20 protein-coding genes, 2 tRNA genes and 1 pseudogene are annotated in these 22,760 nt (G+C 71.1%); 6 read left to right on the top strand and 17 right to left on the bottom strand.

Going from position 1 to position 22,760, the window contains the following annotated elements; all coding sequences use genetic code 11:
- Window positions 1-81: 81 nt before the first annotated feature.
- Genes ACFVJX_RS23070 through pgsA form a run of 3 tightly spaced genes read right to left on the bottom strand, consistent with a single transcriptional unit; the run spans window position 82 to window position 2,845 of the window.
- Window positions 82-1,266, bottom strand: coding sequence for a glycosyltransferase family 4 protein (locus ACFVJX_RS23070; RefSeq protein WP_384134502.1), 1,185 nt, complete (start codon window positions 1,264-1,266; stop codon window positions 82-84).
- Window positions 1,263-2,198 carry a phosphatidylinositol mannoside acyltransferase gene (locus ACFVJX_RS23065; RefSeq protein WP_384134505.1) on the bottom strand — a complete coding sequence of 312 codons (936 nt, stop codon included), beginning with the start codon at window positions 2,196-2,198 and terminating at the stop codon, window positions 1,263-1,265. Before ACFVJX_RS23065 ends, ACFVJX_RS23070 begins: the two co-directional genes overlap by 4 nt.
- Window positions 2,195-2,845 (bottom strand): phosphatidylinositol phosphate synthase, encoded by a 651-nt coding sequence (gene pgsA, locus ACFVJX_RS23060; RefSeq protein ID WP_384134508.1) that lies wholly within the window; start codon window positions 2,843-2,845, stop codon window positions 2,195-2,197. The genes ACFVJX_RS23065 and pgsA overlap by 4 nt, the downstream gene beginning before the upstream one ends.
- 453 nt (window positions 2,846-3,298) lie before the next feature.
- On the opposite strand from pgsA, the gene ACFVJX_RS23055 reads away from it, so the two are divergent.
- Together ACFVJX_RS23055 and ACFVJX_RS23050 are read left to right on the top strand one after the other, a co-directional pair.
- On the top strand, window positions 3,299-5,524 hold the full coding sequence (locus ACFVJX_RS23055) for an elongation factor G-like protein EF-G2 (RefSeq protein WP_384134510.1): 2,226 nt from the start codon (window positions 3,299-3,301) through the stop codon (window positions 5,522-5,524).
- A 147-nt stretch (window positions 5,525-5,671) separates the two neighbouring features.
- The gene (locus ACFVJX_RS23050) at window positions 5,672-7,342 is read left to right on the top strand and encodes a hypothetical protein (protein ID WP_384134513.1); all 1,671 of its coding nucleotides are present in this window, start codon (window positions 5,672-5,674) and stop codon (window positions 7,340-7,342) included.
- 78 nt (window positions 7,343-7,420) lie between these two features.
- Here the strand turns inward: ACFVJX_RS23050 and ACFVJX_RS23045 are convergent, their stop codons facing one another.
- Entirely contained in the window at window positions 7,421-7,978 is a 558-nt protein-coding gene (locus ACFVJX_RS23045; RefSeq protein WP_384134516.1) for an HIT family protein, read from the bottom strand.
- Between the two features lie 66 nt (window positions 7,979-8,044).
- Here ACFVJX_RS23045 and ACFVJX_RS23040 point away from each other — a divergent pair, with 66 nt between their 5' ends.
- Window positions 8,045-8,722, top strand: a complete 678-nt coding sequence (locus tag ACFVJX_RS23040; RefSeq protein WP_384134519.1) for a potassium channel family protein — start codon at window positions 8,045-8,047, stop codon at window positions 8,720-8,722.
- Window positions 8,723-8,759: 37 nt separating this feature from the next.
- On the opposite strand, the gene thrS is transcribed toward ACFVJX_RS23040, so the two are convergent.
- The 3 genes from thrS to ACFVJX_RS23025 all read right to left on the bottom strand — a co-directional run bounded on the left by thrS (window position 8,760) and on the right by ACFVJX_RS23025 (window position 12,719).
- The gene (gene thrS / locus ACFVJX_RS23035; RefSeq protein WP_384134522.1) at window positions 8,760-10,736 is read right to left on the bottom strand and encodes a threonine--tRNA ligase; all 1,977 of its coding nucleotides are present in this window, start codon (window positions 10,734-10,736) and stop codon (window positions 8,760-8,762) included.
- Between the two features lie 112 nt (window positions 10,737-10,848).
- On the bottom strand, window positions 10,849-12,123 hold the full coding sequence (locus ACFVJX_RS23030; protein ID WP_384134525.1) for a hypothetical protein: 1,275 nt from the start codon (window positions 12,121-12,123) through the stop codon (window positions 10,849-10,851).
- Window positions 12,123-12,719: a DUF4365 domain-containing protein gene (locus ACFVJX_RS23025; protein ID WP_384134528.1), complete on the bottom strand. Its 597-nt coding sequence runs from the start codon at window positions 12,717-12,719 to the stop codon at window positions 12,123-12,125. Before ACFVJX_RS23025 ends, ACFVJX_RS23030 begins: the two co-directional genes overlap by 1 nt.
- A 190-nt stretch (window positions 12,720-12,909) precedes the next feature.
- Here ACFVJX_RS23025 and ACFVJX_RS23020 point away from each other — a divergent pair, with 190 nt between their 5' ends.
- Window positions 12,910-13,635, top strand: coding sequence for a 3'-5' exonuclease (locus ACFVJX_RS23020; protein ID WP_384134531.1), 726 nt, complete (start codon window positions 12,910-12,912; stop codon window positions 13,633-13,635).
- Between the two features lie 74 nt (window positions 13,636-13,709).
- On the opposite strand, the gene ACFVJX_RS23015 is transcribed toward ACFVJX_RS23020, so the two are convergent.
- Together ACFVJX_RS23015 and ACFVJX_RS23010 are read right to left on the bottom strand one after the other, a co-directional pair.
- Window positions 13,710-13,781, bottom strand: a tRNA-Val gene (locus tag ACFVJX_RS23015).
- Between the two features lie 39 nt (window positions 13,782-13,820).
- Window positions 13,821-14,267 carry an SRPBCC family protein gene (locus ACFVJX_RS23010; protein ID WP_384134534.1) on the bottom strand — a complete coding sequence of 149 codons (447 nt, stop codon included), beginning with the start codon at window positions 14,265-14,267 and terminating at the stop codon, window positions 13,821-13,823.
- An 83-nt stretch (window positions 14,268-14,350) separates the two neighbouring features.
- On the opposite strand from ACFVJX_RS23010, the gene ACFVJX_RS23005 reads away from it, so the two are divergent.
- A complete protein-coding gene (locus ACFVJX_RS23005) occupies window positions 14,351-16,867 on the top strand; it encodes an SCO7613 C-terminal domain-containing membrane protein (protein WP_384134537.1) in 2,517 nt (838 codons plus the stop codon).
- Between the two features lie 37 nt (window positions 16,868-16,904).
- Here the strand turns inward: ACFVJX_RS23005 and ACFVJX_RS23000 are convergent, their stop codons facing one another.
- From ACFVJX_RS23000 to ACFVJX_RS22965, 8 genes and pseudogenes are all read right to left on the bottom strand, one after another.
- Window positions 16,905-17,030: a hypothetical protein gene (locus ACFVJX_RS23000; RefSeq protein WP_384134541.1), complete on the bottom strand. Its 126-nt coding sequence runs from the start codon at window positions 17,028-17,030 to the stop codon at window positions 16,905-16,907.
- 41 nt (window positions 17,031-17,071) lie between these two features.
- Window positions 17,072-17,407: pseudogene (locus ACFVJX_RS22995) on the bottom strand (Tat pathway signal sequence domain protein); the annotation flags it as partial.
- A gap of 89 nt (window positions 17,408-17,496) precedes the next feature.
- Window positions 17,497-18,078, bottom strand: a complete 582-nt coding sequence (locus ACFVJX_RS22990; RefSeq protein WP_384134543.1) for a hypothetical protein — start codon at window positions 18,076-18,078, stop codon at window positions 17,497-17,499.
- Between the two features lie 7 nt (window positions 18,079-18,085).
- Window positions 18,086-18,949: a carbohydrate ABC transporter permease gene (locus tag ACFVJX_RS22985; RefSeq protein WP_384134546.1), complete on the bottom strand. Its 864-nt coding sequence runs from the start codon at window positions 18,947-18,949 to the stop codon at window positions 18,086-18,088.
- Window positions 18,946-19,911 carry a carbohydrate ABC transporter permease gene (locus tag ACFVJX_RS22980; RefSeq protein WP_384134552.1) on the bottom strand — a complete coding sequence of 322 codons (966 nt, stop codon included), beginning with the start codon at window positions 19,909-19,911 and terminating at the stop codon, window positions 18,946-18,948. Before ACFVJX_RS22980 ends, ACFVJX_RS22985 begins: the two co-directional genes overlap by 4 nt.
- Window positions 19,912-19,931: 20 nt before the next feature.
- Window positions 19,932-21,215 carry an ABC transporter substrate-binding protein gene (locus ACFVJX_RS22975; protein ID WP_384134549.1) on the bottom strand — a complete coding sequence of 428 codons (1,284 nt, stop codon included), beginning with the start codon at window positions 21,213-21,215 and terminating at the stop codon, window positions 19,932-19,934.
- 190 nt (window positions 21,216-21,405) lie between these two features.
- Window positions 21,406-21,477 (bottom strand) — tRNA-Val (locus ACFVJX_RS22970).
- 54 nt (window positions 21,478-21,531) lie between these two features.
- Window positions 21,532-22,023 carry a TIGR02611 family protein gene (locus ACFVJX_RS22965; protein ID WP_384136910.1) on the bottom strand — a complete coding sequence of 164 codons (492 nt, stop codon included), beginning with the start codon at window positions 22,021-22,023 and terminating at the stop codon, window positions 21,532-21,534.
- 190 nt (window positions 22,024-22,213) lie between these two features.
- Between ACFVJX_RS22965 and ACFVJX_RS22960 the strand changes: the two genes are divergently transcribed.
- Window positions 22,214-22,627 (top strand): SsgA family sporulation/cell division regulator, encoded by a 414-nt coding sequence (locus tag ACFVJX_RS22960; protein WP_003959770.1) that lies wholly within the window; start codon window positions 22,214-22,216, stop codon window positions 22,625-22,627.
- Window positions 22,628-22,760 lie beyond the last annotated feature (133 nt).

Genomic DNA, 22,760 nt, shown 5'->3' with positions numbered 1-22,760 from the left:
GGTGACCGGCCCCCGTCCGGCCGCCCGGACAGGTACGGAGGCCGTCCGGGGAGCCGTGACGGCCGGTGCCCGCCGGGCGGATCAGAGTCCGGGGCGCCCCGAGCCCTGGTCGCGCGCCATGCCGAACCGGGCCCGCAGACCCGTGCGTTCGTCCGCCGCCACCGACGCCGCCCCGTCCGCCACCGTCTCGTAGACCGCGAGGATGTCCGCCCCCACCGTCGACCAGTCGAAGCGCCGTACGTGGGCGCTACCGCGCTCCCGCAGCTCCGTGCGCCGCTCCGGGTCGCCCAGCAGCCGGATCGCGGACGCCGCCAGCGCGTCCGCGTCCTCGTTGGCGAACAGTTCGCCCGCCGCGCCAAGATCCAGCACCTGTGTGAAGGCGTCCAGGTCGCTGGCGAGGACCGGCGCGCCCGCCGACATGGCCTCGACCAGGATGATGCCGAAGCTCTCGCCGCCGGTGTTGGGCGCGACGTACACATCGACGCTGCGCAGCAGCCGCGCCTTGTCCTCGTCGCTCACCATGCCGAGGAACTCGACGCGCGCACGCATCTCCTTCGGCAGCGAGGCGACGGCCTCCTCCTCGTCGCCCCGGCCGGCCACCAGCAGTCTGGTGTCCGGACGCGCGGCCAGGATCGCGGGCAGCGCGCGCATCAGGACGGGCAGCCCCTTGCGGGGCTCGTCGATGCGCCCGATGAAGCCGATGGTGCCCCCCTGCCACTCGGGCCGGGGCTCGGCCGCGGCGAAGAAGCCGACGTCGACGCCGTTCGGGATGACCACCGCGTCGCCGCCCAGGTGCTCGACCAAGGTCCGGCGGGCGTACTCGCTCACCGCGATGCGCGCACTGATCTTCTCCAGTGCCGGCTGGAGGATCGGGTACGCGGCGATCATCGCGCGGGAGCGCGGATTGGAGGTGTGGAACGTGGCGACGATCGGCCCCTGGGCCGCCCAGCAGCTCAGCAGCCCGAGCGACGGCGAGGTCGGCTCGTGGATGTGGATCACGTCGAACGTGCCGGCCTGCAGCCAGCGCCGCACCCGCGCCGCGGACAGGAAACCGAAGTTCAGCCGGGCGACGGAGCCGTTGTACGGGACGGGCACGGCCCGGCCCGCGGAGACGACGTACGGCGGGAGCGGTGTCTCGTCGTCGGCCGGGGCCAGCACGGACACCTGGTGTCCGAGTCCGATCAGATGCTCGGCCAGATCACGGATGTGGAACTGCACGCCGCCCGGTACGTCCCAGGAGTACGGACAGACGACGCCGATCTTCACTGCTGGTCTCCGCGGGGTTCGAGGTCGGCCAGCCAGAGCCGTTGCAGCATGTGCCAGTCCTCCGGGTGCTCGGCGATGCCCAGGGCGAAGGCGTCGGCCAGGGCCTGTGTCATCACAGACGTCCTTTCCGCACGGTCACCTGAGCCGGGCACCTCGACGGGCGGATGGATCCGCGCCCTCATCACCGGCGTGTCGTCGTAGTGGAGCGTGACCGGCAGCAGCAGCGCCCCCGTCTGCTGGGCCAGCAGCGCGGGTCCGGCCGGCATCCGGGCCGTGTCGCCGAAGAACGTCACCTCGACACCGGACGCCGACAGATCGCGGTCGGCCACCAGACAGACCAGGCCGCCCGCCCGCAGCCGCTGCGCCAGCGTCCCGAACGCGGTCCCGCCGTTGTGCGCGAGGACCTCCATGCCCAGTCCCTCGCGGTACGCGACGAACCTGTCGTACAGCGTCTCCGGCTTCAGCCGCTCGGCGACGGTGGTGAACGGGACCTTCAGATCCGTGGTGACCCAAGCCCCCGCGAGGTCCCAGTTCCCCAGGTGCGGCAGGGCGAGGACGACACCGCGGCCGGCATCGAGCCCTTCGGTCAGCCGGTGCGCGTCCGTCACGTCGATGGACGCCTTGATCCGCTCCGCGTCCCAGGTGGGCAGCCGGAACGACTCCATCCAGTACCGCATGTAGGAGCGCATCCCGGCCCTGGACAGCTCGGCGAGACGGGCCGGGTCCGCGTCCGGTACGACCCGCGCCAGGTTCGACTCCAGTCGCAGCACGCTCTTGCCCCGCCGCTTCCACACCTGGTCGGCGATGGTGCGGAAGAGCGCCCGCGCGGCCGGTTCGGGAAGCTTCTTGACGGCGGCCCAGCCGAGTCCGTACAGCCCGTCGCTGAGCCGTTCCCTGGGTCCGGGCTTCGCGTCCCCGGGTGCGCCGCTCACTGAGCGGCCTCGCTCCCCCGGTCTGCCTCCGCGGACTCGCGGCGCACCGTCACGACCCGCTGCACCAGCGTCACCAGGCTGCCCGCGGCGACGATCCACAGCGCGATCGGCAGGAGCACCTGGATGCCCGGCACACCGAACTTGTGCAGACCCGCCAGACCGGCGGCCACCAGCGAGATCACCAGGCGCTCGGCGCGCTCGACGAGTCCGTTGACCGCGACCGGGAGACCGATCGACTCACCCCGCGCCTTGGTGTACGAGACGACCTGGCCGCTCGCGAGGCAGAAGATCGCGACCGCGCACAGGACGTTGTCGTCGCCGCTGCCCGCGTACCAGAGCGCGAAGCCGGCGAAGATCGCACCGTCGGCCACCCGGTCGAGCGTCGAGTCGAGGAACGCGCCCCACCGGCTGGAGATGCCGGCCTGCCGCGCCATGTTCCCGTCGACGAGGTCGGAGAAGACGAAGATCGTGATGACGATCGTGCCCCAGAAGAACTCCCCCATCGGGAAGAAGACCAGCGCACCTGCCATCACCCCGGCCGTGCCGATCAGAGTGACCGCGTCAGGACTCACGCCGAGACGGAGCAGCAGAGCGGCGAACGGCGTGAGGACACGCGTGAAGAATGCACGCGCGTACTTGTTCAGCATGGCCTTCCCGAGGGCTCGGTGGGCCGCATGGCCCCATCGGCCACCGGCTGGAGGGCGCCGAAGGTCCTGGCCGGTTCAGGGCGCGGCGTCCGGTGCGTGCGGCTGCGGGGCGCCGGAGCGTCCCGTGGCTGGACCACGGGGACGTTTCGGCAACGCCGCAGACGTGCGTGCCCGGCGCCGCGAGCCCGGCCAGGACCTTCGGCACCCTATTGACCCATCGTAGTCACGACCGGCGTGCTCCACCGTCCGGGCACCCCCGGGGCTCCCGCGGCCGGCCGCCCGGATCGTGCCGCGGCGTGCGACGTATGGACGGGACCCGGACACAGTGGAAAGCTCGGAAGTACCGCGGGCGTCGCCGAAGCCGCCGCGGCGGCTCCCCCGTGCCCGTGCACCACTCCCCACCCCGCGCCGGCGGGTCCTCCCGCCCGCGCCGCCATCTGGGAGGCACGCACCATGGGCGACAGGACACACGCACAGACCGGGGCCGCCGGAGGAACACCGGCGGCCGGCCACCCCTCATCCTTGCGGAACGTGGTGCTGGTCGGCCACAGCGGATCGGGCAAGACCACCCTCGTCGAGGCCCTCGCACAGACCGCGGGCGCGGTCAACCGGGCCGGCCGGGTCGAGGACGGCAACACGGTCTCCGACCACGACGGGATCGAGCACCGGCAACAGCGCTCCGTACAGCTCTCGCTGGTCCCCGTGGAATGGGGCGGGGTCAGGATCAATCTGCTGGACACCCCGGGATACGCGGATTTCGTCGGGGAACTCAGGGCCGGTCTGCGAGCGGCGGACGCGGCCCTCTTCGTCGTCTCGGCGGCCCAGGAGGCCGACGCCGTGGCCGGTGCCACCCGCGCCGTCTGGGAGGAGTGCGCCGCCGTCGGCATGCCGCGCGCCATCGTCGTCACCCACCTCGACACCGCCCGCACCCCGTTCGAAGCGATGACGCGGATCTGCGGCGAGATCTTCGGTGGCGACGACCCCGACGCGGTGCTCCCGCTCTACCTGCCGGTGCAGGGCCCCGAGGGCGCCGACGGCCACGCGCCGCTGACCGGGCTCACCGGGCTGCTCTCCCAGCGGATCTTCGACTACTCCGGCGGTGAGCGCAGGGAGAACCCGCCCGCCGAGGACCAGCGGGCGCCCCTGTCCGATGCCCGCAACCGGCTGATCGAGGGGATCATCGCCGAGAGCGAGGACGAAACGCTGATGGACCGCTACCTCGAAGGTGCGGACATCGGTCTCAAGACGCTGGTGGACGACCTGGAGCGCGCTGTCGCACGCGGTACCTTCCACCCCGTCCTCACCGCGGCCCCGGCCGTCGAGGGCGCCCAGCAGGGCATCGGCACCGTCGAGCTCCTCGACCTGATCACCGGCGGCTTCCCGACCCCGCTCGAACGCCCGTTGCCCGCCGTCACCCCCCTGCACGGCACGGCACTGCCCGCCCTCGGCTGCGACGCCGGGGGGCCGCTGGTCGCCGAGGTCGTCAAGACGGCCTCGGACCCGTACGTGGGCCGGCTCTCCCTCGTCCGCGTCTTCTCCGGCACACTGCGACCCGACGACACCGTGCACGTGTTCGGCCATGGGCTCGACGATCCCGGCCACGAGGCCCGGCCCTTCCACGAGGCGGAGATCCGCGTCGGCGCGCTCTCCTCGCCCTTCGGCAAACAGCAGCATCCGCTCACCGAGTGCATCGCCGGAGATCTCGCCTGCGTCGCCCGGCTGGGCACCGCCGAGACCGGCGACACCCTCTCCGACCCGGACCACCCGCTGCTGCTGGAACCCTGGGCCATGCCCGACCCGCTGCTGCCCCTCGCCATCGAGGCACACGGCAAGGCGGACGAGGACAAGCTCTCCCAGGGTCTCGCACGCCTCGTCGCCGAGGACCCGACCATGCGCCTCGAACAGAACCAGGACACCCATCAGCTGGTTCTGTGGTGCCTCGGGGAGGCCCATCTGGACGTGGCACTGGACCGGTTGCGCAGCCGGTACGGGGTCCAGGTCGACGCGCTCCCCCACCGGGTGGCCCTGCGCGAGACCTTCGCGGCGCCGTCCGCCGGGCGCGGCCGGCACGTCAAGCAGTCCGGCGGCCACGGCCAGTACGCCATCTGCGAGATCGACGTCGAGCCGTTGCCGCCGGGCTCCGGCATCGAGTTCGTCGACAAGGTGGTCGGCGGATCGGTACCGCGCCAGTTCATCCCGTCCGTCGAGAAGGGCGTCCGCGCCCAGGCCGCCCGGGGCGTCGCCACGGGACACCCGCTCGTCGACCTGCGGGTCACCCTGCGGGACGGCAGGTCCCACTCGGTGGACTCCTCCGATGCCGCCTTCCAGACCGCCGGCGCCCTGGCCCTGCGCGAGGCGGCGGCGGACACCCGCATCCAGCTCCTCGAACCGGTCGCCGAGATCCGCGTCCTCGTCCCCGACGAGTACGTCGGCCCGGTGATGAGCGATCTCGCCGGCCGCCGCGGCCGGGTCGTCGGCACCGAGCAGTCCGGCCCCGGACGCACCCTCGTACGGGCCGAGGTGCCGGAGCTGGAAATCGGCCGGTACGCGGTCGATCTGCGTTCCCTGGCCCATGGCGCCGGCCGCTTCGACCGCTCGTACGCCCGCCACGAAGCCATGCCCGCACAGCTCGCGGACCGCGTGCGCGAACAACAGCAGAACGACACAAACGTTGCGTAACAGCCGCGTCACCCACGGTTGTCCACAGGGCCGGACACCGCACCGATCCGGACGATACGCTGTGGTCCCTGGTCAGAAAGTGTGCCGGGCACGGCAGTTGGGAAACAGCCGCAGGAGCGGTTCCTTGGCGGGCGAGTGGGGGCGACAGTGGCCAGTGACGGATTCGATTTCTCTCCCGGAGCGCAGATTCCGCTCCAGGGGGCGGCGGGAGCGGCGGTGGCGACGAACGCCCTCGCCTCTGCCGCGTACCGCGACACCCCGGTGGACGAGATCCTCAAGGCCAACAGCGAGTGGCACAAGTCCGAAGTGAAAGCCGGCCGCTCCAGGTTCTTCAAATCCGACTACTTCAAACCCAACTTCGGCGAGGCCTACTCCCGAGCCGTCCAGGAGCGCACGCTGGGCGGCGCCCGCAAGGCACTCATCCAGTCCTTCGGCAGCGATCCGCAGACCGTCGTCGAGCACTGCCTGTCCGCGTCCAGGCTCCGCAAGGCACGGGACACCAAACTCACGCTCGTGACCGCCCTGTTCGGCTTCCTCTTCCTGCCCGGAATGCTCCTGTGGGTCATTGCCTTCCGCCTGCGTGACGCCCTCGGCAACACCAAGGACAAGGCCTTCTCCGCCCTCGGCGCCGCACTGCTGCCGATCATCGGGATCGCCGCGGTGTTCTTCCTGATCAAACTGCCCCTCACCGGATTCCTGGCGCTCTACGTACGGGCGGCGGCCGTCGCGCCCGTCATCGGCTGGCTGATCGCCAAACGGATCGCGGAGAACTCCGCCCAGGACATGCGCGCCCGCTGGGAAGGCCTCCTCTCCGGCGGCGGCGTCATCGCCAAGATCCCCGAAGCGGTGCCGAAGAACCCGAGCGAGACCGCCCGCGAATCGCTCCGCCAGGGGCTGGAGAAGCTCTCGGCGGAGCAGCAGTCCAATTCTGTCTTCTACGCCGGTCCCAAGGGCATCCTCGGGATGGGCACCCGCTGGGGCAGCTGGCAGCTCGCCGAGGACCTCGTCTCCAAGGACCCCGGCAAGGAGTTCCACCAGTTCCGCAGCTGGGACCTGATACGGGTCATCCACGACCAGCTCAAGATGCTGGAACGCGGCCCGCTGAACACCGGCGGCTTCCCCAAGCCGTCGGTCACGCACTGGATCGTCTCGCCCGTCGGTGAGAACGCCGACTCCGTCTCCCGCCCCGCGGGCGAGGACGTCGCCACCTTCCAGGTCAAGCCCCACGAGATACAGCGGATCTGCAACCACCAGCAGTTCGGCGGCGGCGACCGCCACTACCTCGGCGTGCAGTTCACCCTCTGGGACGGTCAGCTGGTCATCACCATGATGATCACCGTCACCGTGCTCTTCGAGACCCTGCGCATCGAGGTCACCGGACACGCGCTCGGCCCGGTCCACTCCCTCTTCACCAGCAAACCCGCAGCCAAGACGAAGACGGTCAACAAGACCGTCAAGTTCTGGGAGACCCGCGACATAAAGCTGGCGCTGGTCGAGTCCGGCGAGGTCGTCCGCCTCGCCCTGCGCGCCCCCTTCACCTGGTACCCGCCGCTGCTCGACTACCTCGGCGGCAAGATCGCGCTGCCGGAGCCCTTCGGTCTGCGGCACGCCTGGGCCGAGAAGCCGTGGCGCCACCGCTTCATGGCCGACGACGCGATGCGGGCGGCCACGCCCGTTCTGCGCGTGGTGCACAGCGCCGCGATGAAGGTGCTCGACGAGAACGGCGTCGACACCGAACGCTTCGGGAACCGCTCGTCGATACTGAGCGGAAGCGTGCAGGACCCGACCCCGCGCAAGGCCGACCTCTACGACGCGTAGACCACGTGTGGGGTGCCCCGGAGACCGGGGCACCCCACCGGATCAGCCGGACCACACGGATCAGCCGGATGACACCGATCAGACGGGCCAGGCGTCGGCCAGCATCTTCCGGGTGTCCGCCAGCAGCTGCGGCAGCACCTTGGTGTGGCCCACCACCGGCATGAAGTTGGTGTCACCACCCCAGCGGGGCACCAGGTGCTGGTGCAGGTGCGCGGCGATCCCGGCGCCCGCCACCGCGCCCTGGTTCATCCCGATGTTGAAGCCGTGCGCCCCCGACGCGGCACGCAGAGCGGTCATCGCACGCTTGGTGAAGTCGGCGAGCTCCGTCGTCTCCGGACCATCCAGCTCGGTGTAGTCGGCGACGTGCCGGTACGGCACCACCATCAGATGCCCGCCGGTGTACGGGTACAGGTTCAGCACGGCGTAGACCCTCTCGCCGCGCGCCACCACGAGCCCGTCCTCGTCGGACATCGACGGAATGGCGCAGAACGGACAGCCGTCGCCGGCCTCCGGACCGGTCGGCTTGTTCTCACCCTGGATGTACGCCATCCGGTGGGGCGTCCACAGGCGCTGGAACGCGTCGGGCGTCCCCACTCCGATCTGCTGCTCCGGCTCACTCGTCATGCCGATCAGCATATTGCTTACCCCGTAAGGAGCGTGTCGCCGGGGCCGGACCCCGGCCCGCACCGCGATGCTTGGCCGATGAGCGACCGCCCACCGGCCCAGTCCCCGCCCGCGCTGACCGGATGGGAGCAGCGCACCGAGGTACCGCTCTTCGCAGCCTCGCTGCTGTTCCTGCTCGGCTACGCGGCCCGCGTCCTGGCCCCGCACGACGCCGAGCCGTGGCACGACATCTCCCTCGCCCTGGTCGGCGCCACCTGGCTGCTCTTCGTCATCGACTACGCCGTCAGGATCCGGCTCAGCGGCCTCGGCCACCGCTTCGTCCGGGTGCACTGGCTGGACACACTCGTCCTCCTGCTGCCGCTGCTGCGGCCGCTGCGCGTGGTCAAGGTCTACACAGCCGTCCAGAAGCGCTACGACCAGCCCCGGCTGAGCCTGTACGCCCGGGTGATGACGTACGCCGGCATGACGTCCGTGCTGCTCGGCGTATCGGCCGCCCTCGCCGTCTACCACGTGGAGCACAACGCCCCGGGCAGCTCGATCCGGACCTTCGGCGACGCCGTCTGGTGGGCGTGCGCGACGCTCACGACGGTGGGGTACGGGGACGCCGTGCCGGTGACACCGGTCGGCCGGGTGGTGGCAGCGGGCCTGATGGCATGCGGGCTGGCACTGCTGGGGGCGGTGACCGGTTCGTTCTCCTCGTGGCTGATCCAGGTGTTCCGGCGGGAGGACGAGAAGGGGCCCCCGGCGAGCGGGTAGCTCACCGGGGGCCCCTTCTGCACGGGTCGGGCGCGGATCAGACCTGGACGCGGTCCGCGACGACCTTCGCGATCTTGGCGATGGCGTCCTCGACCGGGACGCCGTTCTCCTGGGTCCCGTCGCGGTACCGGAAGGAGACGGCGCCGTTGGCCATGTCCTCGTCGCCCGCGATGATCATGAAGGGGACCTTCGCGCGCTGCTGGTTGCGGATCTTCTTCTGCATCCGGTCCGACGAGGCGTCCACATCGACCCGCAGCCCCTGCTTGCGGGCCTTGGCCGCGAACTCCTGGAGGTACGGGATGTGCGCGTCGCCGATCGGGATGCCGACCGCCTGGACGGGTGCCAGCCACACCGGGAACGCACCCGCGTAGTGCTCGAGGAGCACCGCGAAGAAGCGCTCGATGGAGCCGAACAGGGCGCGGTGGATCATGACCGGGCGCTGCTTGGTGCCGTCGGGGCCGGTGTACTCCAGGTCGAAGCGCTCCGGCAGGTTGAAGTCGAGCTGCACGGTCGACATCTGCCAGGTCCGGCCGATGGCGTCCCGCGCCTGCACCGAGATCTTCGGGCCGTAGAACGCGGCGCCGCCCGGGTCCGGGACCAGCGGCAGCCCCTGCTTCTCGGCGACCTGGCGCAGCGTCTCCGTGGCCTCTTCCCAGGTCTCGTCGCTGCCGACGTACTTCTCCGGGTCCTTGGTGGAGAGCTCCAGGTAGAAGTCGGTCAGACCGTAGTCGCGGAGCAGGTTCAGGACGAACGTCAGCGTCCGGTCCAGCTCCTCGGCCATCTGGTCCTTGGTGCAGTAGATGTGCGCGTCGTCCTGCGTGAAGCCGCGCGAGCGGGTCAGGCCGTGCACGACGCCCGACTTCTCGTACCGGTACACCGTGCCGAACTCGAAGAGGCGAAGCGGCAGTTCACGGTAGGAACGGCCGCGGGCGTCGAAGATCAGGTTGTGCATCGGGCAGTTCATCGGCTTGAGGTAGTAGTCCACCCCGTCGTCGAGCTGCATGGGCGGGTACATGCCGTCGGCGTACCAGTCCAGGTGGCCGGACTTCTCGAAGAGCTTGCCCTTGGTGGCGTGCGGGCTGTAGACGAACTCGTAGCCCTCCTCCTCGTGGCGGCGCCGCGAGTAGTCCTCCATGGCCCGGCGGATGACGCCGCCCTTGGGGTGGAAGACGGCCAGGCCCGGCCCGATCTCGTCCGGGAAGGAGAAGAGGTCCAGCTCGTTGCCGAGCTTGCGGTGGTCGCGCTTGGCGGCCTCCTCCAGGAACTCCAGGTGCGCCTTCAGCTCGTCCTTGGTGGGCCAGGCGGTGCCGTAGATGCGCTGGAGCATCGGGTTCTTCTCGCTGCCGCGCCAGTACGCGGCGGCGTTGCGCATCAGCTTGAACGCCGGGATGTACCGGGTGCTCGGCAGGTGCGGACCCCGGCAGAGGTCCTTCCAGCACAGCTCGCCGGTCTTCGGGTCGAGGTTGTCGTAGATGGTCAGCTCCCCGCCGCCCACCTCGACGTCAGCGCCGTCGTCCGACGAGGCCGAGCCCTTGATGCCGATGAGCTCCAGCTTGTACGGCTCGTCGGCCAGCTCCTCGCGGGCCGCCTCGTCCGTCACGACCCGGCGGGCGAACTTCTGGCCCCGCTTCTGGATCTCCTGCATCTTCTTCTCGATGGCCTTGAGGTCCTCGGGCGTGAACGGCTTCTCGACGTCGAAGTCGTAGTAGAAGCCGTCCTTGACCGGCGGGCCGATGCCGAGCTTGGCCTCGGGGTGCAGCTCCTGCACGGCCTGCGCCATGACGTGCGCGGTGGAGTGCCGGAGGATGTTGAGGCCGTCCTCGGACGAGATCAGGACGGGCTCGACGGTTTCGCCGTCGGCGGGCACGTGGGCGAGGTCCTTCAGCTCACCGGCGACGCGGACGGCGACGACGGTGCGCTCGCCGGGGAAGAGCTCCGCTGCCGTAGTGCCCGTCGTCACCACGCGTTCTTCCCGCTCGGAATCGCGCTGGATGATCACACGGACGTCTGACACCGGTCTCTCCTGACTCAGGGGGTGCGGCGCATTCCTCCTGCGCGCGCAAGAGGAATCGTACCGAGCCGACGGCCTCCTTAGCGAAATGGCCGCTCCTGGCGCCCCCACACCCCTACTCGCCGGTGCAGGCCTCCTCGAAATAGTCGACGTTCTCCTGGAGCGACTTCATCAGCCGGTCCCGTTCCGCGTCGTCGACCTGCACGGGCACCACCTGCGAGGTCCTTGTCAGCCGCCGGAACCCGCCCCGGCTCTCCAGCCGGCCCTCCACCCGTACCGGCAGCCCCACCAGGTGGGCGTGGCCCGCGATCCGGTACGCCTCCTCGTCGAGCTCCAGCCGCACGTGCGGGACCTCGGCGCCCGCCAGCACCCGCAGCCGTACGATTCCGGCGCCGCGCGGCCCGGAGCGGCGCAGCCGGACGACGGCGCCCGTGACGCTTACCGCGACCGCGGGTTCGTCCCGCAGGTACCGGATGCCGGCACGGCGCAGCGCCGGCAGGTCGCCCGGGGAGAACTCCACGGGTTCGGGCCGGGCCGGGCAGCCCTCGGGGGTTCCCGCGGCGGGCGCCCACTCCAGAGCGATTCCGGCGCCCTCGGAGCCGCGGACGAGTGCGACGACGGCCTCGGTCAGTTCGCGGCTGACGCCTGCCCCGACGGCGCTGTCGAAGGCCTCCATGCCGCCGGTGGCCCGCTGGTAGTCGATGGCCTCCCGGGTGGCGTGCAGGGCGTGGTGGAGGCGTACCGCGACGGGGCGGCCCGCCTCGACCGGGATGAACGCGGTGAGGTCGCGGCCGCCCGGCGCGGGTCCGACGAGGATGCCGTCCAGGGCCGCGAGGGCTCGCCGCCGGTGTCGGGCGCCGTGGTAACCGGCCCGGCCGCGGACGGCGAGGGCGCCGGCGAGCAGGATCTGCCTGGCCGCGCCGTGCAGCTGCTCGGCCCCGGTCCAACTGGCCGCGCCGACGGATCCGGCGGCCGGTTCGGGGGCCTCGCGCCACCATCGGATCTCGTCGCTGGGGACGGTGAGGGAGACGAGGATGTCGCGGGCGGACGGGGCGGCGCTGCGGGCCAGCGCGGTCAACGCCTCCCCCAACAGGTCCTCACTGTCCGGGAAGGACGCGGTGTCGGGGACGAGCAGGCTGGTGGGGCCGCCCGGCGGGGCGGGCGGCCCGGGTGGGGTCCAGCGGCTGTAGCGGCCGGCGGCCCCGCCGCGCCGGCGCCAGCCGTGCCGCGCGAGGAGGGTGCCGAGCACGGCGGGATCCACCCGGGCGGGGTCGGGGAGGCCCCCGGCGGCCGGTGAACCGGCGGGCCGGGAGCCGGGCGGTTCGGCGGGGTGCGGTCGTACGGCCGGCGGGATCGCTTCGTGGTCGGACTCGTTCATCGGCCGGTGCATCAGGGTCTCCCTCCCGCCCCGACACGGGTCATGATCTCGCAGAGCGCTCGGTCGTCGAAGATGCGCGAGGTCGGGATCCGCACGGTGGTCCGGTGCCGGCCGGTCACCGGGTGACCGGCCAGATTGGTCCAGTAACAGCAGTGCCGCAGGTCGAGCCGGTCGTGTCCGGCCCGCAGCCAGTCGTCCTGGCTGCGGGGCACGAGCATCACGACGAGGATCTTGTGCACCGAGACGGGGGTCCGGGCGAGCTTCACGAGGTGGGCGTTGTCGAGTGTGAAGGCGAACGTCGCGCCGGGCGGCCGGGCCGGTATCTGGTAGGTGCACTTCAGCTGGACCTTGATGGTCACCTCGTCGTCGACGAGATGGCCGGGGGCTCCGTGGCTGACGTGCCAGTCGATGCCGTTGTCGGGGAAGGGCTGCGAAAGGGAGCACCCGGCCGCGGCAGCGACGGCGTGCAGGTAGCCCACCTGGAGGGTCTCCATGCAGGCGGTGGTGGCGAGTGTGCCGCGCAGCGGTGCGATCCGCTGGGGCAGCAGCCCTCCCCCGTGGCCTCCGGCACGGGAGGGGCCCGCTGGTTCGGGCTGCGCGATCGCCATGGCTCCGTGTGCCTTCCGGGCCGTGCCAATGGGTTGCCGGACGTGGCGGTGTACCAACTGCCGTCCCCGTCATCTGTGTTGTCACCGCAGAGGGCGGGCCGCAAACGGCGTATCAGGCAAAGGGTGCGGGTATCACCGAATCGGGCAGAGGAATCACACCATCTGCCGCTCGGGCGCGAGGAGTTCGGGGATGACTCATTGGTACGAGGGGCCACTGGCCGCTTTTGACACGGAGACGACGGGAGTGGACGTGGAGGGCGACCGGATCGTGTCGGCCGCCCTCGTCGTCCAGGACGGTGCGGGCGGCCGGATGCGCGTCACCCGCTGGCTGGTGAATCCGGGGGTGCCGGTGCCCGTGGGGGCGACGGAGATCCACGGGCTGACCGACGACCACCTCCAGCGCAACGGGCGGTGGCCCGCGCCGGTGGTGGAGGAGATTGCGCGGGCGCTCGCCGAGCAGAGCGCGGCGGGCCGGCCGCTGGTGGTGATGAACGCGCCGTTCGACCTGACGCTGCTGGACCGGGAGCTGAAACGGCACCGGGCGTCCTCGCTGGCCGGCTACCTGGGGAACACCCCGTTGTGCGTGCTGGATCCGCGGGTGCTCGACAAGCATCTGGACCGCTACCGCAAGGGCCGGCGCACGCTCACCGATCTGTGCGAGCTGTACGGGGTGGTGCTGGACGGGGCGCATGACGCGGCGGCCGATGCGGCGGCCTCGCTGGAGGTGGTCCGGGCGGTGGGGCGGCGGTTCGCCACCCGGCTGGAGCGGTTGACCCCCGCGGAACTGCACACGCTTCAGGCGGTGTGGCACGCGGGCCAGGCGCGCGGGCTGCAGGCCTGGTTCACCAAGAGCGGCACTCCGGAGACGGTGGATCCGGCGTGGCCGCTGCGTCCGGAGCTGCGCGCGGCCGCGTGAGCGGGGATGGCTCCGGAGCGGGACACGCAGAGGCCGGTCCGTCGGTGCTGCTGACGGACCGGCCTCTCCCGGGGTGGGCGATACTGGTTTCGAACCAGTGACCTCTTCGGTGTGAACGAAGCGCTCTCCCACTGAGCTAATCGCCCGGGAACGGGTTGAACCATACAGGGCTCGGCGGGTGTGGTTCAAACCGCTTCCAGCAGGGCGGCGAGCCCCCGGCGTCCGGCGCGCATCATCAGGGCGTGGTTGGCCCGGAACACCGGGCGTCCCGGCACCGCGAGCAGCCGCATCAGCCTCCTGCGCACCTCGACCTCCTGTTCGTAGGTGGCGCGGGTCCCCGCTCCGTGCGGGGTGAGGGTCCAGCGGGCCCAGCCTTCGAGATGTCCGGCCAGGGTCACCTCGAGTACGCCCGCGAGCGGGTCCCGGCGGGTCTCGCGGACCGTCGTGACGAGGTCGTACGGGAGGAGGGAGCGGATCCGGCTGGTCCCCGAGGTGTCGTCGACGGGGGTGAATTCACGGACCTGCGGCCACCACTGGGGGTACTGCTCCACCTTCCGCAGGAGCTCGTACACGGCGGCGGGCGGGGCGGTGAGGTCCCAGATGCTGACAAATCGGTAGTGGTTCCAGTCCATGCGTCCAGGATGCGCGTACTCAGCCGTGGAACTGAGTACCTGCGCGCATGTCCGGGCGCGTGGTCGCCGACACACTCGCGTTCATGGAACATCTGCCGCCGCCTGCCGAGGAATTGGCGCTCCTCGACCGTGAGCTCGCCGGGCTGGACCTTCGCAGGTCCCATCTGTTGCACCGTCGCGCCTGGCTGGTGAGCGTCCTGCAGGCGCCCGCACCGCCGATGGCCGCACCGCGCGCGCACCCGCTCCCCTCGCCCGTGAGCCGGCCCGCCCGGGCGTTCACCGCTCCCGGTGGGCCTCCCGCTCCCCCGGTCCGCACCCGCGGTGCGCAGAATGTGCTGCTCGTCCTCGGCGGTCTGCTGCTGGCGGTCGCCGCGATCGCGTTCACCCTCGTCAGCTGGGGTCATATGGGGATCAGCGGCCGCTCGGCGGTGCTGGCGACCGTGACCCTGGCGGCACTCGTCGCGCCGGCGGTGCTGCTGCGCCGGGGGCTGTCCTCGACGGCCGAGGCGCTCGGGGCCCTCGCGTCGGTGCTGATGGTGCTGGACGCGTACGCGCTGCACGAGGTGGCGCTGCCGGGGACGGACGGCCTCGGCTTCGCCGCGACCGCGTCGGCGGTACTGGCCGTGGTCTGGGCGGCCTACGGGCTGCTGCTCGGCGGGCTGCGGCTGCCGCTGCCCGCGGCGGTGCTCGGCGCGCAGTTCCCGCTGCTGCTGTGGGCGTGCGCGGAGCGGGCGGACGCCCTGGTGTTCGCCGGTGCGCTGCTGGCGACGGCGGCACTGGACTGCGCGATCGCCGTGTGGGGCAAGGGAGTCGCGGTACGGGTGAGCGCCTGTGCCGGGCTCTGCGTGACGGGTGGCGCCGGGCTGCTGGTGGCGCTGGTGGAGTCGATGTCGGCCGGTGCTCCGGCGGACGCGGTGGTGCCGGGGGCACTGTTGCTCACGGGTTCCGCGATCGCCCTGGCCGGGGCGCGGCGGGCACCGTCGGCAGCGGCGGTGACCGGTGGTCTGGTGGCGGGTCTGGCGGCGGTGGCCGCTGTCGCCGGTGTGGTGGTCGCGGGGGCGCCCGGGGGCTGGGCGGCTCCGGTGTATCTGCTGTGCGGCGGGGCGCTGTTGGGTGCCGTACGCGCTCCGGTGGGGCGCCCGGCCGGGCAGGGGCTGATGTGGGCGTCGGGGGTCGTGACGGCGGGGTCGGTGCTGTACGCGCTGCCGCCGGTCGCGGTGGGGCTGGTGGGCCCGGTGTCACAGCTGGGCCGGGTCTGGGCGGGTGCTCCGCAGGGCGGTGCCAGGGGTGCCCTGGGCGCGACGGAGCTGCCGTGGTCCGAGCTGGCCGCCGCCCCGGTCGTGCTGCTCATGGTGGCCGCGGTGCTCGCGGCGGCGTACCGCTGGTGGGACGGCGTGCTGCGCCGGTTCGACCCGGTGTTCACCCCCGGCCCCACGGCTCGGGACGCGGTGGGCGCGTCGGCCGCGGTGCTCGGCTGGGCGGGACTCACGGTGCTGCCCGCCGCGCTGGACCTCTCGTACGCGGCAGCGGTCCCGGTGCAGTTGGTGCTGGTCGCGGGTGCGTCCGTGGTGGCGGTCGCGGGTCTGCGCCGGGGGATGACGGGGGTGGGGCTGACCGCGTCGGTGTGCGGTGCGGTCGGGGCGGTGGGTGTGGCGCTGCTGTCGCTGGCCGTCGAGCCGGCCATGTACGCGGTGTTCGGAGTGTTGCTGGCGCTGTTCACGGCGGTCGCGGTGGCCTTGGACGCTTCGGTGTCCGGGGCGTCGGGGCGGGACCGGGTGGCGGCGGCCGTGCAGGCGGTGGCGGCGTGCGCAGCCGTGGTCTGTGCCGCGGTGCCGGCGGGCGCGTGCGGTGTGTCCCTGGGACTGACCGCGCACCGGGCGGCTCCGCTGATCCTGGCCGTGACCGCGGTGACGGTGCTGCTGAGCGCCCGGCTGAAGGGGCGCGAGGTGGCGCTGCCGATCGAGGTGACAGGTGGTGCGGCGGCGCTTCCGGCCGTGGTCATGGCGGCGGACGACATGCCCTTCCTGTCCCTGGTGCTGGCCCTGTGCGGCGTACTGGCGGCGGGCACGGCGCTGCGCCCCGAGCGGCGCCCGGTCGCCGGTTGGCTGGCGACGGCGCTGTTCGTGCTGGCGGCCTGGGTCCGGCTGTCGGCGTCCGGTGTGTCGTCCCCTGAGGCGTACACCCTGCCGGTGAGCGTTCCGGCGCTGGTGATCGGTGCGCTGCGGCGCCGCAGCGATCCCGCGGCCTCGTCGTGGGCCGCGTACGGGGCGGGCCTGGCGGCGACGCTGGTGCCGTCGCTCGTTGCCGCCTGGGCCGATCCGTACTGGCTGCGGCCGCTGCTGCTCGGTACGGCGGCGCTGGTGATCACTCTGCTGGGGGCGCGGCTTCGGCTCCAGGCGCTGTTGGTGCTGGGCGGTGCGGTGCTGGCGCTCGACGCGTTGCACGAGCTGGCGCCGTATGTGGTGCAGGTGGTGGGCACGATGCCGCGCTGGGTGGCGCCCGCGCTGGCCGGGGTGCTGCTGCTGACGGTGGGGGCGACGTACGAGAAGCGGATGCGGGACGCACGGCGGCTGAGGGACGCCCTGGGCCGGATGCGCTGACACGCGGTACGGCCGGCCCGGGGCGCCCTCGTGGGCCTCAGGCCGGCATGCGGTCCCCGACCAGGGCGAGGTTCTCGATGGCGGCGAGTCCGTACAGCGCGGTGTCGTTGGTGTGGACCCAGTCGGCCTCGCTGCCCGGGACGGTGGCCAGCGGGCCGTTCACCTTCTCGGTCTTCCAGGGGGCGGACTCCTGGTAGCCGTCACGCCCACCGCGTGGGGGGTCCACTTCAGGGAGCCGTCGGGCCAGGTGGCGGTGGTCCAGCTCTGGACGGGGACGCCCTTCCCGTCGGGGGTGGCCAGGGCGAACTTCTGGCCGGCGGGGAAGCGCCCCCGGGGCCACGGGACGCCGAAGGTGGAGCCGGGCGCGGCGCCGAGCCCGGCGTCCTCCAGCCAGCCGATCTCCACGGGGTCGTCGGCGGCCTTCCCCGGGGTGGTGGCGGATGCCTGCCGGGCGGTGTCGCTGAGCACCCAGGAGAAGGGGGCGGCCGCGCCGGCGACGGCGGCGGCCCTGAGCACGGCACGACGGGGGATCGGGGACATCGCGACTCCAGTTCGTTGCGGGAGGGGCATGGCTGATCGCACGCGGACGCGTGGGGGAAGCGGTTCGACGACGGGGGCGGGGCGTCGGCTCAGCGGCGGTCGGCGGCGACCGCCGCGGCGGCCAGGCAGCCCAGGGCGGGCGCGGCAAGCGGCGGCAACTGCCAGGCGGTGACGGCCAGGGCGACGAATCCGCCGACGAGCAGTAGCGATCCGGCCGGGTCGGTCAGGCTCCTGCGGCCGGCCGCCCGTGCGGTGCGCGGCCAGGGGGTGCCGGGCCTCCAGGCGGCGGCCGTACGCAGTCCCCAGACGGCGACGGCCGGCAGCCCGAGCAGGCTCACGACGACGAGCGGACGGCCGCCCGGCAGCAGCCCCGAGCGGGCGACCTGCCAGTCGAAGGCGAGCAGGGCGAGCGCCGCCCACCACAACAGCGCGGTCCGCCATCCGCTGCGGAACGCCGCCACCGCGTCGGCGGCGAACTCCCGTACCCCGCCCGCCTCACCGGCCAGATGGCGGCGCAGGTGACGGGTGCCCGCGGCGAAGGCCGCGGGGAACGTGACCAGCGGCAGGGCGGCGACGGTGATCCAGACGCCGGTGAGCAGACACTCGGTGAAGACGCTGAACCGCTCCCGGACGAAGGAGGTCCTGGACGCGGTGCCGGATGGGGTCGCCACTGTCTTCTCAGCCCTTCAGTCCGGAGGTGGCCATGCCGTCGATGAGGTAGCGCTGGAAGGCCAGGAAGAAGGCCAGCACCGGTAGCAGGGCCACCAGTGACATCGCGATCATGCCGCCGTAGTCGGCGACCGCGTCCTGGTCGATGAACATCCTCAGCCCCATCGAGACGGTGTACTTGTCCGGTTCGTTGAGGTACAGCAGGGGGCCCATGAAGTCGTTCCAGGCCTGGATGAAGGTGAAGATGGCGCTGGTGATCAGCGCGGGCCGGCACAGCGGCAGCACGATCGACCAGTAGATCCTCAGGTGTCCGCAGCCGTCGAGCCGGGCCGCCTCGTCGAGTTCCCCCGGCAGTCCGCGCATGAACTGCACCATCAGGAAGACGAAGAACGCGTCGGTCGCGAGGAACTTGCCGATCAGCAGCGGGGTGAAGGTGTTGATCAGTTCCAGCTTCTGGAAGATCACGTACTGCGGGATGATCAGTACGTGGTACGGCAGCAGCAGGGTGCCGACCATGACGCCGAACATGATCCTTCGCCCGGCGAACCGGACCCTGGTGAAGGCGTAGGCCGTGAGTGAGCAGGAGAACACCACACCGATCACCGAACCGACCGATATGTAGGCGGAGTTGAGAAAGAACCTCCAGACCGGTATGTCGGCGATGCCGTCGGCGAGCCGCCGGTAGTTGGAGGTGATCGGGTCGGTCGGGAAGAGGTTCAGCGCGCCGACGATGTCCTCGCTCGGCTTGAAGGAGGCGCCGATCGTCCAGACCACCGGATAGAGGATCACCACGAGGATGACGAGCGCCCCGAGGTGCCAGGCGAGCGACCCGGGGATCCGGCGGCGCGGGGCAGTGGCTTCCGTCCGGCTCATCGGCCGCCCTCCTCGTAGTGCACCCAGCGCTTCTGGGACCGGAACAGCACGGCGGTGACCAGCCCCACCGCGACGAGCAGCAGCCATGCCATGGCGGAGGCGAAGCCCATCCGGCTGTTCGCGAAGCCCTGGTCGTAGAGGTAACAGGTGTAGACGAGCGTCGCGTCGCCCGGTCCGCAGCTGCCGTTGCTGACGATGTAGGCCGAGGCGAAGATCTGGAACGAGTGGATGGTCTCGAGCAGGACGTTGAAGAACAGCACCGGCGAGATCATCGGCAGGGTGATGCTCCAGAACCTGCGCCAGGACCCGGCCCCGTCCACCTCCGCGGCCTCGTACAGCTCCCTGGGGACCTGTTTGAGACCGGCCAGGAAGATCACCATCGGAGCGCCGAACTGCCAGACCGTGAGAGCCACCAACGCGTAGATGATCATCTGCGGGTCGCCGATCCAGCCGCCCGCGTCGATGCCGAACAGCTGCTGCCCGCGGTCGACGACGGCACCGTCCGAGAACAGTGCGCGCCAGACGATGGCCGCCGAGACGCTCGCGCCGATCAGCGACGGGGCGTAGAACGCGGCCCGGTAGAAGGACTGGCCCCACCTCTTCTGGGCGAGCAGCATGGCCACGGCCAGTGCGGCGGCCAGCTTGACCGGGGTGCCGATCAGCACGTACCAGGACGTCACCTTGACGGACTGGCGCCAGCGCGGGTCGGCGAACATGTCGGTGAAGTTCTTCAGGCCGACCCAGCGCGGGGCGTCGAACAGGTTGTAGTCGGTGAAGGCGAGGTACAGCGAGAAGACCATGGGTCCGGCGATCAGGAACAGGAAGCCCGCGATCCAGGGCGACATGAAGAGATAGCCGGTCAGGTTCTCGCGTTGGCCACGCGGTGGCCGGGCGGGACGGGGCTCCCGCCTCCCGGCGGCGGGGCCGCCCGTGACGGGCGGGGCACTCGCGGAGGGCTGGATCTGAGTCACCGCGTTCCCTCTCAGTTCGAGGCGAGGGCGGTCTTCGCCTCGGAGAAGAACTGCTTCACGGAGTCCTCCGGCGAGGCCTTGCCCAGGGACATGTCGCCGCCGATGCGCAGGAAGGCCGCCTCGACGACGTCGGCGCCGGCCGGGTGGGGCGTGATGGGCTCCAGCACTCCGGCGTCGGCTATCGCGGTCTCGTACGCGCCGATGGCCCTGCTCGGGGCGTCGGCCGGCTGGAAGGCCTCGAACTGTGCGGTGGTGGCGGGCACTCCGCGGTCGTACCCCATGATCCGGGCGACCGCGGGGTCGTGGGTCATGAAGCCGATGAAGGTGGCGACCTCGGCGGGGTGCTTGGTGCGGGCCGTGCCGCTCAGCATCAGCGAGCCGAGGTACTGGCCGGTCCTCTTGCCGTCGGTGCTCGGGATGGGCGCGAGGCCGTAACTGCTCCTGCCCTCCGCGCTGTAGCGGACGGAGAAGTTGTCCCAGGTGAACTCACCGGCCGAGATGCCCTTGGCGAGCGCGGACGCGGGCTTGATCTGCTCGACCTTCTTCTGGTCGGCGTAGATCCCGGACCTGACGCGCTCGAGCGACTCGGTCCAGTACGGGAGCAGTTCGGCCTCGCCGAAGCCCATGCCCTCCTCGGTGAAGAAGGCCTTGCCGTTCTGGCGGAGGACCAGGTCGTACAGGTACATGATTCCGTGCGGGCCCGAGTCGCCGGCCACGTGCCGGCCGGACTTGATCTTCCGCAGCCCCGCGTACCAGTCGTCCCAGGTCCAGCCGACGCCGTGGTCGACGCCGGCATCCTCGTACACCTTCTCGTCGATGACCAGGGCCATCGAGTTGCTGCCTACCGGTACGCCGAGCAGCTTGCCGTCGATCTCGGCGAACTTCTCCAGCCCGGCGCGGAAGCCGTCGAGCTTCAGGTTGCCCTTCTTCGCCTGCGGGTTGAGGTCCAGCAGGACGTTCTTCGCCTCGTACTTGCGCAGGAAGGTCACCGCGTTCTGGATCACGTCCGGCGGATTGCCGCCCGCCGCCTGGGTGTTGAACTTCTTCCAGAAGTCCGCGTACTGCTGGAAGTCCGTCTTCACCTTGATCTTCGGGTGTTTCTTCTCGAAGAGCCTGACGCATTCCTGGACCTTCTTGGCCCGGTCGTCGGCGCCCCACCAGGCATGCCGGATGGTGACAGGCCCGTTCGAGCCGCCTCCCGAGCCGCAGCCCGCCGCGGTCAGACCGAGACCGGCGGCCGACAGCCCCGCAAGCCGCAGCATCCGCCGTCGGTCCATGCCTTCGTTCCGAGACATAGTTCGCCCCTGCCCTCGATTGAATCGACTTGATTGAATCGTTTTAGAAAGCGCTTGCCGGGTCAAAGTAGGGAGCGTCATCGGTGGCGTCAACAGCTGGGACGAAAATCAGTCGAAGCGCTTGAACGGCGCATACGAAAACGCCGAGGGCCCGGAAGCTTCAGGAAGCTTCCGGGCCCTCGGTCCGGGGTGGGCGATACTGGGTTCGAACCAGTGACCTCTTCGGTGTGAACGAAGCGCTCTCCCACTGAGCTAATCGCCCGGGTGCACGGCAAACATTACCCCATGTCAGCGGCGCTCCCCGACCGGCTCCGGGTCACTCGTGGATCTTCCAGGGCATGACGATTCCGAACTTCCACACGTAGATCCCCACCAGCACCGCGATGATCACGAGACCGGTCACGGTCAGGACGATGTTGCGCCGACGGACCTTGGGATCGAGGGCGCGCCTGGCGGCCTCGGTGACCTTCCGGCGGGTCCACCGCAGCACCAGCTGGGCCCAGACGAACTCGGTCGCCCAGATCGCCATGCCGCCGAAGATCACCAGCCAGCCGGGGCCGGGCAGCGGCAGCATGATGATCCCCGCCACCACCACGGCGAGACCGACCACGAAGACGCCGACCTGCCAGCTCAGATGCAGCGGCCTGGACGCCTTGATGAATCCGGGCGCCCTGGAGCCGAGCTCCGGACCCTCCCCCGTCGCATCCCGCGCGACGCCCCCCGTCACGCCTTCCGACACGTCCCCCGTCGCGGCCGACGGATCCGCCGTTGGGGCAGCCCCGTCCCGCTCGTCACTCTCCGCGTTCATGGGGGTCAACCTACCGGAACGCTCTCCGTCACCAGAATGGCCGCATAACCCAAAGTTACACACCGCTGTACGAGCTACCTGAAGGATCACAAAACGGTCAGAGGGGTTTACAACGCCACCGTAGGTGGCATGTCGATTTCGCCGACGTGCGAATCCCCGAGCGCACACTGAGCGAAAGGCCCTGGCGCTTATGAACACCACGGTCAGCTGCGAGCTGCACCTGCGCCTCGTTGTGTCGAGCGAGTCCTCACTGCCTGTACCCGCGGGCCTGCGGTATGACACGGCCGATCCGTATGCCGTGCACGCCACCTTCCACACCGGAGCGGAGGAAACGGTCGAGTGGGTTTTCGCCCGTGACCTCCTTGCCGAGGGGCTGCACAGGCCCACCGGCACCGGAGACGTCCGCGTCTGGCCATCCCGAAGTCACGGCCAGGGCGTCGTCTGTATCGCGCTGAGCTCCCCGGAGGGCGAAGCCCTGCTCGAGGCCCCGGCAAGGGCCCTGGAGTCGTTCCTGAAAAGGACCGACGCCGCGGTTCCGCCCGGCACCGAGCATCGTCACTTCGATCTCGATACGGAGCTCTCACACATCCTGGCCGAGAGCTGAGCCAGGCCGAGAACTGCACGACGCCGTCCGACTCGGGGAGACGGCGTCGCGCGGACAACCTCATACGGCAGAAACCGGCGCCGGGCCCACCGGATACACCCTGGGGGCGGCCCCCGTCCGCCGACGCCCCCGG

The sequence above is a fragment of the Streptomyces sp. NPDC127177 genome (assembly GCF_042672475.1).
In the GTDB taxonomy this organism is placed as follows: domain Bacteria; phylum Actinomycetota; class Actinomycetes; order Streptomycetales; family Streptomycetaceae; genus Streptomyces.
Note: the sequence above shows the minus strand (reverse complement) of the source record. Positions and strands in the feature narration are given on the sequence as shown.

What these genes read in the sequence shown, in the direction of transcription:
- pgsA (WP_384134508.1), bottom strand. Translation starts at nt 2,845, where the DNA reads ATGCTGAACAAGTACGCGCGTGCATTCTTCACGCGTGTCCTCACGCCG.
- ACFVJX_RS23055 (WP_384134510.1), top strand. Translation starts at nt 3,299, where the DNA reads ATGGGCGACAGGACACACGCACAGACCGGGGCCGCCGGAGGAACACCG.
- ACFVJX_RS23045 (WP_384134516.1), bottom strand. Translation starts at nt 7,978, where the DNA reads ATGCTGATCGGCATGACGAGTGAGCCGGAGCAGCAGATCGGAGTGGGG.
- ACFVJX_RS23040 (WP_384134519.1), top strand. Translation starts at nt 8,045, where the DNA reads ATGAGCGACCGCCCACCGGCCCAGTCCCCGCCCGCGCTGACCGGATGG.
- ACFVJX_RS23030 (WP_384134525.1), bottom strand. Translation starts at nt 12,123, where the DNA reads ATGCACCGGCCGATGAACGAGTCCGACCACGAAGCGATCCCGCCGGCC.
- ACFVJX_RS23025 (WP_384134528.1), bottom strand. Translation starts at nt 12,719, where the DNA reads ATGGCGATCGCGCAGCCCGAACCAGCGGGCCCCTCCCGTGCCGGAGGC.
- ACFVJX_RS23020 (WP_384134531.1), top strand. Translation starts at nt 12,910, where the DNA reads ATGACTCATTGGTACGAGGGGCCACTGGCCGCTTTTGACACGGAGACG.
- ACFVJX_RS23010 (WP_384134534.1), bottom strand. Translation starts at nt 14,267, where the DNA reads ATGGACTGGAACCACTACCGATTTGTCAGCATCTGGGACCTCACCGCC.
- ACFVJX_RS23005 (WP_384134537.1), top strand. Translation starts at nt 14,351, where the DNA reads ATGGAACATCTGCCGCCGCCTGCCGAGGAATTGGCGCTCCTCGACCGT.
- ACFVJX_RS22985 (WP_384134546.1), bottom strand. Translation starts at nt 18,949, where the DNA reads ATGAGCCGGACGGAAGCCACTGCCCCGCGCCGCCGGATCCCCGGGTCG.
- ACFVJX_RS22975 (WP_384134549.1), bottom strand. Translation starts at nt 21,215, where the DNA reads ATGTCTCGGAACGAAGGCATGGACCGACGGCGGATGCTGCGGCTTGCG.
- ACFVJX_RS22965 (WP_384136910.1), bottom strand. Translation starts at nt 22,023, where the DNA reads ATGAACGCGGAGAGTGACGAGCGGGACGGGGCTGCCCCAACGGCGGAT.
- ACFVJX_RS22960 (WP_003959770.1), top strand. Translation starts at nt 22,214, where the DNA reads ATGAACACCACGGTCAGCTGCGAGCTGCACCTGCGCCTCGTTGTGTCG.